This window comes from Flavobacterium sp., from assembly GCF_043720215.1.
Classification (GTDB): domain Bacteria; phylum Bacteroidota; class Bacteroidia; order Flavobacteriales; family Flavobacteriaceae; genus Flavobacterium.
Genome location: NZ_JAYSSZ010000124.1, coordinates 1 through 11,868, shown reverse-complemented (window position 1 = coordinate 11,868; position 11,868 = coordinate 1). Strand labels below are relative to the sequence as shown.

The 11,868-nt window shown below is 31.0% G+C and carries 14 protein-coding genes; 9 read left to right on the top strand and 5 right to left on the bottom strand.

Annotation, left to right across the window (positions count from 1 at the left end):
• The 5 genes from ACHZC3_RS05970 to xrtF all read right to left on the bottom strand — a co-directional run.
• Positions 1-267: heavy-metal-associated domain-containing protein (locus tag ACHZC3_RS05970; protein WP_394758965.1), on the bottom strand; the 267-nt coding region annotated here is incomplete at its 3' end.
• Between the two features lie 74 nt (positions 268-341).
• Positions 342-2,348, bottom strand: a complete 2,007-nt coding sequence (locus ACHZC3_RS05965; RefSeq protein ID WP_394758964.1) for a TonB-dependent receptor plug domain-containing protein — start codon at positions 2,346-2,348, stop codon at positions 342-344.
• A gap of 52 nt (positions 2,349-2,400) precedes the next feature.
• Positions 2,401-2,802, bottom strand: coding sequence for a hypothetical protein (locus tag ACHZC3_RS05960; RefSeq protein WP_394758963.1), 402 nt, complete (start codon positions 2,800-2,802; stop codon positions 2,401-2,403).
• A 46-nt stretch (positions 2,803-2,848) separates the two neighbouring features.
• Complete coding sequence (locus ACHZC3_RS05955; RefSeq protein ID WP_394758962.1) at positions 2,849-3,295, bottom strand: exosortase F system-associated protein; 447 nt, start codon at positions 3,293-3,295, stop codon at positions 2,849-2,851.
• Complete coding sequence (gene xrtF, locus ACHZC3_RS05950) at positions 3,273-3,815, bottom strand: exosortase family protein XrtF (protein ID WP_394758961.1); 543 nt, start codon at positions 3,813-3,815, stop codon at positions 3,273-3,275. Before xrtF ends, ACHZC3_RS05955 begins: the two co-directional genes overlap by 23 nt.
• Positions 3,816-3,887: 72 nt before the next feature.
• Here xrtF and ACHZC3_RS05945 point away from each other — a divergent pair, with 72 nt between their 5' ends.
• The 9 genes from ACHZC3_RS05945 (at position 3,888) to ACHZC3_RS05905 (ending at position 11,772) form a co-directional block, all read left to right on the top strand.
• Positions 3,888-4,343, top strand: a complete 456-nt coding sequence (locus tag ACHZC3_RS05945; RefSeq protein WP_394758960.1) for a GAF domain-containing protein — start codon at positions 3,888-3,890, stop codon at positions 4,341-4,343.
• A gap of 135 nt (positions 4,344-4,478) precedes the next feature.
• Positions 4,479-4,769 (top strand): TIGR03643 family protein, encoded by a 291-nt coding sequence (locus tag ACHZC3_RS05940; RefSeq protein WP_394758959.1) that lies wholly within the window; start codon positions 4,479-4,481, stop codon positions 4,767-4,769.
• A gap of 14 nt (positions 4,770-4,783) precedes the next feature.
• Positions 4,784-5,203, top strand: a complete 420-nt coding sequence (locus ACHZC3_RS05935; protein ID WP_394758958.1) for a DUF2452 domain-containing protein — start codon at positions 4,784-4,786, stop codon at positions 5,201-5,203.
• 44 nt (positions 5,204-5,247) lie between these two features.
• The gene (locus ACHZC3_RS05930; protein WP_394758957.1) at positions 5,248-5,886 is read left to right on the top strand and encodes a flavin reductase family protein; all 639 of its coding nucleotides are present in this window, start codon (positions 5,248-5,250) and stop codon (positions 5,884-5,886) included.
• Between the two features lie 3 nt (positions 5,887-5,889).
• Positions 5,890-7,398 (top strand): deoxyribodipyrimidine photo-lyase/cryptochrome family protein, encoded by a 1,509-nt coding sequence (locus ACHZC3_RS05925; protein ID WP_394758956.1) that lies wholly within the window; start codon positions 5,890-5,892, stop codon positions 7,396-7,398.
• Positions 7,364-7,501 (top strand): DUF2256 domain-containing protein, encoded by a 138-nt coding sequence (locus ACHZC3_RS05920; protein WP_394758955.1) that lies wholly within the window; start codon positions 7,364-7,366, stop codon positions 7,499-7,501. The genes ACHZC3_RS05925 and ACHZC3_RS05920 overlap by 35 nt, the downstream gene beginning before the upstream one ends.
• Before the next feature lies 1 nt (position 7,502).
• Positions 7,503-9,038 (top strand): cryptochrome/photolyase family protein, encoded by a 1,536-nt coding sequence (locus ACHZC3_RS05915; RefSeq protein WP_394758954.1) that lies wholly within the window; start codon positions 7,503-7,505, stop codon positions 9,036-9,038.
• Entirely contained in the window at positions 9,035-10,324 is a 1,290-nt protein-coding gene (locus tag ACHZC3_RS05910; protein ID WP_394758953.1) for a DASH family cryptochrome, read from the top strand. Before ACHZC3_RS05915 ends, ACHZC3_RS05910 begins: the two co-directional genes overlap by 4 nt.
• Before the next feature lie 20 nt (positions 10,325-10,344).
• The gene (locus ACHZC3_RS05905) at positions 10,345-11,772 is read left to right on the top strand and encodes an SDR family oxidoreductase (RefSeq protein WP_394758952.1); all 1,428 of its coding nucleotides are present in this window, start codon (positions 10,345-10,347) and stop codon (positions 11,770-11,772) included.
• Positions 11,773-11,868: the final 96 nt, after the last annotated feature.

Genomic DNA, 11,868 nt, shown 5'->3' with positions numbered 1-11,868 from the left:
ACCTACTTTTGCAATGGCTTTCTTGACATCAATAACCGATGCTTTTTGTTCATTTAGAATCAAATTCAATTGGTGCGTTTCTATATTCCATAAAACAGATTTTACACCCGAAACACTTAAGGCAGCTTTCTGAATTCGCTTCTGACACATTTCGCAATTGCCATTTACTTCAAAACTATATTTGGCATTTTTATTATTTTTTACTTCTTGTGCATTCATAGAAAATCCAAGAAAAGAAACTAATAGTATTATAATTATGTTTTTCATTTTTATTTTATTTTTTTTTATTGACTTCGAGAAGCTCAGTCTGACAAGCAGTATAAACTGAGTTTGATAATTAATTATTTAACCTTAAATCGTAAACCTGCATAATACATTTGACCAAAAACTGGAGCATATACAATACTACTATCAAAACTTGTTCCAAAAGGATTGTCTGCACCTAAAATAGCTTTTTCCTGTTTGTAATTACCCATATTTTCGCCACCAACATACATTTCAAATCTCGAAGAAAAAGTTCTTGTAATTTGGGCATTCATCAACGAATACGATTTAGAAAAATCAGACAATCTATCCTGAATAGGGTTTGTTGTTGTGTTTGGCAATTGTTGTTTTCCAATCCAGTTGAAAGTATAATCAAATTTCCATTGTTGCCCTTTTTCTTTAATATGTGTTTCAAATTCTAAGTTTCCAAAAAAGCGTTGTTGCGCTTGCAATGGTCGCTGAAAAGCACCCGAATTATAATCGGTTTTATTATCATAAAACTTATAGGATGTTCTTAAATTTAAATGTTTTATAATTTCTAGATTAAATTCAAATTGCAAACTGTTAGCAAAAGATTTTCCTTTCAAATTATAAAAATCGACTTGTTGTGCGCTTTGAAACAAATCGACCACAACTTGATTCTGAAAATCGGTTCTATAGAAATCGATAGAAACATCAGCACTTTTTGTGAAAATTTTAAATTTCTGTAAAAAACCAGCACCATAATTCCATGCAATTTCAGGATTCAAACCATAAATTTTTCCTGAATTATCCAAAATATTAAAATTCCTAGAACTCCCAAAAAGTTGTTGGTTTTCGGCAAAAATATTAGCCGAACGTTTTCCTCTTCCTGCAGAAAAACGCAAAACACCGTCTTTCCATGGATTATATCTTGCATGAAGTCTTGGCGTTGCAAAAAACCCGAGTCGGTTCTGATAATCTAATCTTCCACCCAAAATAACGCTAAAATTGTCCGTGTTATCATAAGTATATTCGAAGAAAGTACCCAGCGAATTATCATTGCGACTGTAATCATTTGCATTTACAAACTCCTGATATTCATCGGAAGTAAAATTTAAACCCGCAGAAAATTTATTCATCGTATTGCTAATTATCGAATTGAAAATCAGGTTCGAATAAAAACTATTTTGTTTGATATTGTATTGTGTCAAACCAAAATAAGACTCTTGATTATGTGAATTATAAGCATTCTGAAAACCGATACTTTGAAAAGGCATTTCAGGCCAAACATATCCAATTTTTGATGAGAAATCGAAACGCTGCGTATTTATTTCAGAACCCCAAGAATTGGTCGTTAATTTATCAGTATTTGAATTGAAATCGATTTGACCAGTTTGCTTTTCATCATTCATATAGCGGAAATTTAAAAAACTAACCCAACCTTTTTCGGCATTGGTATATTGCCAACGATTCAGAACATTAATCTGATTTGCTAATGGGTTATCTAAAAATCCGTCGTCGTTCATGTCATTTTTCGACAATCTATTATTGCCATGAATAAACAAACTAGTTGCCCATTTATCAGAAAATTTCTTGTTGAGATGTGCATTTATTTCCATTCTAGAATCCGAAGAACCATATACATTCAGAAAAAACGGAATGTCCTTTATTGGCTTAAGTAATTCGGTATTTATTTGTCCAGAAATACTTTCGTATCCATTAATTACGCTTCCTGCACCTTTTGTTATTTGAATACTTTCTACCCAAGTTCCAGGCGTAAATGACAATCCGTAAGCTTGCGAAGCACCACGAACAGAAGGAATGTTTTCTTCGGTAATTAATAAATAGGGACTTGTAAGTCCCAGCATTTTTATTTGCTTTGTTCCTGTTAAAGCATCGGAAAAATTGACATCGATTGATGGGTTTGTTTCGAAACTTTCGGCGAGGTTACAACAAGCAGCTTTTAGCAATTCGTGGCTAGACAAAACCGTTGTATTGGTCGTTTTGAGTAATGATTTTTGAAGTTTTTTCCGTCCTGCTTCTATTTTTACAGCTTGTAAAGTGTCTTGCGCAAAAATGGAAAACGAAGATAAAACAACAAAAAACAAAATTGTTTTTTTCATTGTAAATTATTTTAATGTTTAAAATTCGATTAATTCGAGTTAAACATTAAAATTAGGCGTAGAAAATGAGTTGGCAATTCCGCATAAAAATGGGCGAAGCATTTGCATTGCAGGTATAAGAAACTATTTTGCAATTTTCGAAAACAGGTTTTTCACCAAAAATAATAGGCTTCCATTCTTGAAAAACAAAAGGAATATCAGTTTGAAAACTAACTATTTTTACAATCGAATTGTCTGATTTTTTATCGAATTTAATAACTTTATCGTTACAACAATTCGATTTTTTTTCAGCAATTCCGCAACAATCATCTTCTGGATTTTGTTTGAAAAACGGGTCATCTATAGAAACCGAAGCAATTTCATCTCCACAATAATGCACGTTAAAAGCAAACCCAATATTGGAAACCAATAATAGCACTGCTAATAAAATACTGATGTGTTTTGTAATTTTCACTTCGCAAAGTTACACAATTAATTAAAGGACAAATACTAATGATTTGTTATTTTTTTTCTGATTCTCTCTGAAAATAAAAACCAGGTATAAAAAGCAAAATAAAAATAGGTTGAATAATAAACCTTCTGATATAAAAAAGTGACATTTTTTGGCTTTCGTCGAAAAAATTTAAAAGAATATAAAAACCAATTATCAATAGAACGAAAAACAATAGGTATAAAACAGAGACGAATTTAATCAAACTCAAATCTTTAAAAATAACATACAATATAGCCAACGAAATTACTGTATTGATAAAATATCTAAAAAACAAACTAATAAAAATATTGAAAGATTTTATTTCAGGATAAACTGTAGTGTTTTCTTCTTTAAAATAATTCAGAAATGGATCATAAAACAAGTCGTTTTCGAAAGCACGAACTAATACCAATAATCCAATAAGGAAAATAAGTTGTATGATGTTAATTTTGTTATTTAGTAACTTTTGAAGCATATTTCGAAAATTTATTAACCCAAATTACCCACAAAATAAAGACGGCTCCATAAATTATTAGCGGAAAAATTACACCATGCAAAATATGTTCTTGCTCTGGATAATAATACATTAAAATACTTAAAATTATTATTCTAAATATATTTAGAACATAAATAAATAAACTTCCGCCTAAAATAAAAACCAATGTTTGTTTTAGCTTTCCCGAAAAGGCAACTACAAACGAAATGAATAAAATAATAACGCTAATCGCATTACAACCTTCAATAATTGTGGCGGCAATCTTATTGTTGTAAACAATATTATAATGCATGTAATCGCTAACAACTGACAACTTTATGCCTATTAAATTTGAAAATTTCCCTGTTAATACTGAAACGTTTTCAGTTATTCCATCTATACAATCATCACAAGAAGTTCCTATATAAATTCTATAAATAAGAGTAAATACAAAATACGCCAAGAAAAACTTCCCTAGAAAAAGCAAAAATGGTTTGTATTGAATAAAATATTTTTTCAAAATAGAAATTTTAACAAATTTATATAAAAATTAGAACCAGCTTTAAATACTTTTGCAGAAAATTTAGAAAATATGACTTTCGAAGCATTAAAACCAAAAGTAATTGAAATCACCATAAATACATCACTTTCTAGAGATGAAAAATTACTCAAAGTTTGCGAGTTGCTTGAAGCAAATATCACATACTACACTTGGGTTGGTTTTTACTTTGCTAATCACGAAACAAAAACCTTACATCTTGGCCCATATGTTGGTGCGGCTACAGATCATACTGTAATCCCATTTGGGAAAGGAATCTGCGGACAAGTAGCGGTTTCTAACGAGAATTTTGTTGTACCAGATGTTGCGGCACAAGACAACTATATTGCTTGTAGTTTTACCGTAAAATCGGAAATTGTAGTTCCATTATTTGTTGATGGAAAAAATATCGGCCAAATAGATATCGATTCTAATATTATCGATCCGTTTACAGAAAAAGACGAACGCTTTTTAGAGTTTGTAAACGAACAAGTGGCTTTACTTTTTTAAGAAAACCACCTGATATTTTCAAAATCCGTTACTTAAAATTAAGTAACGGATTTTTTTATTCACGATACTTAATTGAATTCCAAATTAAATTGTTTAACTTTGTTTAACTTTATTTAATTTTAATTAAACAAAATAATGCCGATTACACAAAAAAAAGAATTAGACGACATTGCAATTGACAGAATAATAGAAATGGCATGGGAAGACCGAACTCCTTTTGATGCTATAAAATTTCAATTTGGTTTAGCAGAAGCCAATGTAAAGGCTTTAATGAAAAAAGAACTAAAATTTTCTAGTTACAAACTTTGGCGAAAGCGTGTTGAGAATTGCAAAACCAAGCATCTTGCCAAACGTGTTGAAGGAATTGACCGTTTCAAATGCAAACTGCAAAGAACTATTTCTAATAATAAAATATCTAAGCGATAAAAAAATAAAGTAAAATGGAAAAAGAAATACCTGATAATGTAGTTTTTTCTGAAGAAAAAGGATATCACGCTAATATTTTACCTTACGCAACAACAGTTGGCGCACCAGTAATTAAAACAGATGATGTTGTAGCTTGGAAAAATAGAAGCATACACAATGTAAACAAAGAGTTTGAAAACAAGTTTAACGAACTCAAGTTACAATATCAAAAATTAATGGAAGAATACGAATGGAATGAATTAGTATATAATGCAAAATTTTCCTTTGAACCCGTTATTGGCGAAATTTACCATTTGTATACTGGTCATGACGGTGTCAATTTTTTATCCTTAATTTCTCCACAAGAATGGAATAAAGAACATATTGCTACTTTCAAATTAAATAGTGATAAAAAGTGGTTGATCTTAAATCAAAAAGATAACTTTTTTTCTTAAAAAAATGAAATTTTTACCTAATTCTCTCTAACATCAAAAATACAATGCAAAAATATATTTCTTCTTCAGAGATAATGAACATGAAAAAACAAGAACGTGTTCATTTTATTAATAGTTTAGGAGGTTTTAAAAGTGTTTCGTTGCTAGGAACTACAAATAATAACGGGCAAACTAATTTGGCAATTTTCAGTTCTATTTTTCATATTGGTGCTAATCCCCCATTAATTGCGGTGGTTTTTCGTCCAAGTCCGCCAGAACGTGATACATTAAGAAATATTCTAGAAACTGGTTTTTATACCATCAATCATATTAACGAAAATATTTATAAACAAGCACATCAAACTTCGGCTAGATACGATTCTGATATTTCCGAATTTGATATAACAGGATTACAATCAGAATATAAAAATAATTTTAAAGCACCTTTTGTAAAAGAAAGTAACATACAGCTTGGCGTTGAATTTAAAGAAAAAATAGAAATCACCATCAATAATACCATTATGATTATTGGAGAAATTAAAGAAGTTTATTTTCCTCAAAACTGCCTGAATGAAGACGGGTTTTTAGATTTAGAAAAAGCAAATACCATAACATGTTCTGGTTTGGATAGTTATCACAAAACCACCAAATTAGACCGATTGAGTTATGCAAAACCTGACGAGATAATTACATCTATAATTTAAATTTTGAATAAAAAAGCAATCAATATTGTTTGGTTTAAACGAGACTTACGTTTCACTGATAACGAAGCATTGTTTCAAGCACACCAATCTGGTTTACCTTTGTTGTTGATTTATATTTTTGAACACTCGGTTATGAAGTATGATGATGCCGATGTGCGTCATTGGCGATTTATTTACGAATCGATTCAAGAATTACAAAATAAATTAAATCCATCAAATAATAATATCTATTTTTTTCATAACGAAGCAGCATTCGTGTTTTCAGAAATTATCAAAAACTTCGAAGTAAAAACCATTTTTTCACATCAAGAAATTGGTAATAAAATCACATTCGATAGAGATATTGAAATGCAAGAGTTTTTTCAAAAAAACAATATTGTCTGGAAAGAATTTCAAATGCATGGTGTAATTAGAAAACTAAAATCACGACAAAATTGGGATAAACGTTGGGAAGATGTGATGCGTGCTTCACCAAAAATAATAAAAGAATCCGATTTAAATCTAGTTCAATTAAAACCTGATTTTTATGAATCAATAAGAGGTAAAACATTACAAACTGAAATTACCACTCACAACAAAAACTTTCAGCAAGGCGGTGAGACTTTAGCTTGGCGTTATTTAGATAGTTTCGTTAAAGAGCGTTACGTTAATTATAGCAAACACATTTCAAAACCAGCATTAAGTAGAAAAGGTTGTAGCCGATTATCTCCGTATTTAGCTTACGGGAATATCAGTATGCGAATGGTTTATCAATATACCAATCAGCATTATGAAACTTCGAAAAACAAACGAGCTATTCTAAATTTTGTTTCCAGATTACATTGGCATTGCCATTTTATGCAAAAATTTGAAGACGAATGCCAAATGGAATTTGAAAACGTAAATAAAGCATACAATGCGTTAATAAAACCAAAAAATGAAACCTACATAAAAGCTTGGCAAGAAGGTAAAACTGGCGTTCCTATTGTAGATGCCTGCATGCGATGTTTGGCAGCAACGGGTTATATCAATTTTAGAATGCGAGCGATGGTGGTTTCTTTTTTTACCTTCAATTTATGGCAAGATTGGCGAGAACTGCATTTTTTAGCTCGACAATTTTTAGATTACGAACCCGGAATTCATTATCCACAAATTCAAATGCAATCTGGCACAACGGGAATTAATACAATCCGGATTTATAATCCGATAAAAAACTCAGAAGAACACGACTCGGAAGGAATTTTCATAAAACAATGGTTACCAGAATTAGCTGAAATTCCAGTTTCATTATTACACGAACCTTGGAAAATGAACGACATGGAACAACAATTTTATAATTGTAAAATAGGAAAAGATTATCCAGATCCAATTGTAAACGTTGAAGAAACCAGAAAATATGCAAGTGATATCGTATGGAGTTTTCGCAAAAAAGATGAAGTCAAGGAAGAAGGAAAAAGAATTTTACAAAAGCATGTAACCAATCCTAATAAATTCAAAAATGCGAGGAGTAAAAAAACAAAACCTACCCAATAAAATTTGTCTAGTTTGCCAAAAACCTTTCGCTTGGCGCAAAAAATGGTCAACCGTTTGGGATGAAGTAAAATATTGTAGTGATAAATGCAGAAGCAATAAATAAAATGTCAAAAACTTTACGATTAATTCTCGGCGATCAATTAAATATAAATCATTCTTGGTTTCAAACTCCTAATGATTCCATTTTGTATGTACTAATGGAAATTCGTTCTGAAACCGATTATGCCACGCATCATATTCAAAAAATAGCTGGGTTTTTTTCCGCTATGAGAAATTTCGCTTCCGAATTAAAACAGGAAAACCATCAAGTCATTTATTTCCATTTAAACGAATCAACTAATTTACAAGCGTTTGACAAAAACCTGAAACAACTTATTGATAAAGAAGATTTTACCCATTTCGAATACCAATTACCAGATGAATATCGTTTAGACGAATTGTTGAAAAACTTTTGTCAAACACTTTCTGTTTCAACTTCTGTTGTCGATTCAGAACATTTTATGAGTTCTAGAAATGAACTTGGTGATTTTTTCGAAGGCAAAAAAAAATTTCTGATGGAAAGTTTCTATCACATGATGCGAAAAAAGCACAATGTTTTAATGCAAGGTGATAAACCCTTGACCGGAAAATGGAATTATGACGGAGAAAATAGAAAAAAATTACCCAAAGATCATAAACCAACATCGCCATTAGTTTTTAATATTGATGTTTCAGAAATTGTGGCTGAAATCCATAAAACCGATATCAAAACTATTGGAACTATTGATACGAAAAACTTTGTTTGGCCAACAACTAGATCGCAATCAGTAGAATTATTAGATTTTTTTGTGACGGAATGTTTGTCACTCTTTGGAAGTTATCAAGATGCAATGACACCTAATGAATGGTCGTTATATCATGCTAGACTTTCGTTTTCTATGAATGTGAAACTGATTTCTCCTTTAGAAGTTATTAATCGAGCCATCGAAGAATGGGAAAAGCGTCCAGAAGAAATTGCCTACAATCAACTCGAAGGTTTTGTTAGACAAATTATTGGCTGGCGCGAATACATGCGAGGTATTTATTGGAACAAAATGCCAAATTACGCCACCATGAATTTTTTCAACCATGAAAATAAATTACCCGATTGGTTTTGGACAGGAAAAACAAAAATGAATTGCTTAAAAGATGCCATAAATCAATCTTTAAATTACGCTTACGCCCATCACATTCAACGTTTAATGGTAACTGGAAATTTCGCGCTTTTAGCCGGAGTGCATCCTGATGAAGTGGACGCTTGGTATTTAGGCATTTATATTGATGCGATTGAATGGGTAGAAATTACGAATACACGTGGTATGAGTCAATTTGCCGATGGCGGAATTGTAGGTACAAAACCATATGTTAGTTCTGCTTCGTATATAGATAAAATGAGTCATTATTGCGGAAGTTGTTTCTATAAAAAAGCAGTGAAAACCGGAGAAAAAGCTTGTCCTTTTAATAGTTTATATTGGAATTTCTACGATAAAAACGAAGATAAATTAGGAAAAAATCCGAGAATTGGAATGATGTACAATGTTTGGCGAAAAATGAAACCTGATGACAAAGCAGCGTTGTTACAACAAGCCGATTATTATTTAAAAAAAATTAATGAATTATGATTAAGACAGCAATAGTTTGGTTTAAAACCGATTTACGAGTAGAAGATAACGAAACACTTATCAAAGCTATTTTGCAAAGCGAACAAATAATTCCTGTGTATTGTTTTGATGATTCGCATTTTGAAACCACCAAATATGGCTTCAAAAAAACAGGGAGTTTTAGAACACAATTTTTGTTGGAATCATTACAAGATTTAGATAATAATTTACGAGATATTGGTTCTGGATTGTTGATTGTGAAAGGAAAACCAGAAATTGAAATTCCGAAAATTGTTCAAGAATATAAAGTTCAAAAAGTTTTTGCCAAACGCGAAGTCGCTTACGAAGAAAAAAGAACCGAAAAATTAGTTCAAGACGAATTATTTAAATTGCGTTGCGAACTAGAAACTTTTAGTACCAGCACATTATATCATGCTGAAGATTTACCTTTTTCTATTAAAAACATTCCGGATGTTTTTACCAATTTTAGAAAAAAAACCGAACAAGATGCTACAATTAGAGCTGTTTTCAAGAAACCCGTAAAAATAAATTCGCCATCAATTCCATCTCTAAATTTGCCAACTTTAAAAACATTAGATTTAGAATTTTCCGCAATCGATTCTCGTGCTGCCATTAAATTCAAAGGTGGAGAAACTGAAGCAATGAATAGATTAAACCATTATTTTTTTGAAACAAAAAACCTTTCTATTTATAAAGAAACTCGAAACGGAATGATTGGAGCAGATTATTCATCTAAATTTTCTGCTTGGTTGTCTTTGGGCTGTATTTCTCCTAGATTTATTTACAATGAAATTAAAAAATATGAATTTCAATTTGGCGCAAACGAATCAACATATTGGTTAGTTTTCGAATTGCTTTGGCGCGATTTCTTTAGATTTATGTTCAAAAAACACCAAACCAAGTTTTTCTTGTATTCTGGTATAAAAACCGAAAAAATAAATTCAAAATCATTAAATAATAAATTGCTATCTCAGTGGATAAATGGTAAAACTACTTCCGATTTTATAAATGCTAATATGCTCGAATTGAAACTTACAGGTTTTATGAGCAATCGTGGACGACAAAATGTAGCCAGTTTTTTTTGTAATGAATTGAATATGGACTGGCGTTTTGGAGCTGCCTATTTTGAGGAACAGTTAATCGATTATGATGTATGCAGCAATTGGGGGAACTGGGCATATTTGGCTGGCGTTGGCAATGATCCAAGAGGACACCGCTATTTTAATATTGAAAAACAAGCCAGTGAATATGATAAAAATAAGGAGTTTAGAAAATTATGGCTTTAATAAATTAAAACTTTTGTACTATGAAAATTCTATTAACAGGAGCAAATGGATATATTGGAAAACGTTTGTTACCAGAATTATTGAGGCAAGGTCATGAAGTAGTTTGTTGTGTTCGCGATAAAACTCGATTGGGACTAGATGCAACTACTTTAAATAGAGTTAGCACTTGGGAAGTAGATTTTCTAGATGATGTAGATTTTAAAAAATGTCCAGAAGGAATTGATATTAGTTATTTCTTAATTCATTCAATGTCAAGTTCAACCAGTTCATTTGATAAAATGGAAGCTATTGCTGCGAAAAATTTTAACAAATACTCCAATCACATGAACATTAAACAAGTGATATATTTGAGCGGAATTGTTAATGACCCTAACCTTTCCAAGCACATGCTCTCTAGAAATAATGTAGAAAAAATATTAAGCTCAGGTGTGCCAAAACTTACCGTACTTAAAGCCGGAATAATTGTAGGCTCTGGAAGTTCTTCTTTTGAAATAATAAGAGATTTATGCGAAAAGCTACCTTTAATGATAACGCCAAAATGGGTTTTAACCAAAACACAACCCATAGCCATTCGAGATGTAATTCAATTTTTAATTGGAGTTCAAAATAAAAAAGAATGTTTTAATGAATCATTTGACATTGGTGGCCCTAATGTTATTACCTACAAGCAAATGATGCAATTATATGCCAAAACACGACAAATCAAACTAGCTATTTGGACAATTCCTGTTATGACACCAAAACTTTCTTCGTATTGGTTATATTTTGTAACTTCTACATCATATAAGTTAGCTATGAATTTAGTTGACAGCATGAAGGTTGAAGTGATTTGTAGCGACAATAGATTACAAAAAATACTTAATATAAAAACCATCTCTTATGTTGATGCGATAAAATTAGCATTTGAAAAAATAGAACAAAACTTGGTGATTTCGAGTTGGAAAGATAGTTTGTCTAGTAGTGAATTCAAAAACAATTTTTCAAACTATATACAAGTACCCAATTTTGGATGTTTAAAAGACAGTAAAAAAATTAAAATTACTGATTCAGAACAAGTTATTGAAAATATATGGTCAATTGGAGGAGATAAAGGTTGGTATTATGGAAATTGGATGTGGAAATTAAGAGGATTTATAGATAAACTTTTCGGAGGAGTTGGCTTACGACGTGGCAGAACAAGTCCAACACATTTAGACAACGGTGATTCACTAGATTTTTGGCGAGTTTTACTAGCTGATAAAGAAGGGAAAAGATTGCTTCTATTTGCCGAAATGCGAGTTCCTGGTGAGGCTTGGCTAGAGTTTCGAATTGATGAAAATAATATTTTACACCAAATTGCAACCTTTAGACCAAAAGGAATTCTAGGTCGAGTGTATTGGTACAGTATGATTCCTTTTCATTTTTTTATTTTTGATGGAATGATTAAGAATATTGCCAACTCTAAATAGTCACTCCTTAAAAAGAGCTGTTTTTAATTTCCACAAAAATAAGAATATTATTATCAGGATAGAAGTTGAACAATTTATTAAGCCAAAAAATAATTT

Bases quoted from the DNA above. Each gene is read 5' to 3' on its own strand.
- ACHZC3_RS05965 (WP_394758964.1), bottom strand. From the start codon at position 2,348: ATGAAAAAAACAATTTTGTTTTTTGTTGTTTTATCTTCGTTTTCCATT.
- ACHZC3_RS05920 (WP_394758955.1), top strand. From the start codon at position 7,364: ATGCGAGGAGTAAAAAAACAAAACCTACCCAATAAAATTTGTCTAGTT.
- ACHZC3_RS05955 (WP_394758962.1), bottom strand. From the start codon at position 3,295: ATGCTTCAAAAGTTACTAAATAACAAAATTAACATCATACAACTTATT.
- ACHZC3_RS05915 (WP_394758954.1), top strand. From the start codon at position 7,503: ATGTCAAAAACTTTACGATTAATTCTCGGCGATCAATTAAATATAAAT.
- ACHZC3_RS05930 (WP_394758957.1), top strand. From the start codon at position 5,248: ATGCAAAAATATATTTCTTCTTCAGAGATAATGAACATGAAAAAACAA.
- ACHZC3_RS05945 (WP_394758960.1), top strand. From the start codon at position 3,888: ATGACTTTCGAAGCATTAAAACCAAAAGTAATTGAAATCACCATAAAT.
- ACHZC3_RS05940 (WP_394758959.1), top strand. From the start codon at position 4,479: ATGCCGATTACACAAAAAAAAGAATTAGACGACATTGCAATTGACAGA.
- ACHZC3_RS05935 (WP_394758958.1), top strand. From the start codon at position 4,784: ATGGAAAAAGAAATACCTGATAATGTAGTTTTTTCTGAAGAAAAAGGA.
- ACHZC3_RS05905 (WP_394758952.1), top strand. From the start codon at position 10,345: ATGAAAATTCTATTAACAGGAGCAAATGGATATATTGGAAAACGTTTG.
- ACHZC3_RS05910 (WP_394758953.1), top strand. From the start codon at position 9,035: ATGATTAAGACAGCAATAGTTTGGTTTAAAACCGATTTACGAGTAGAA.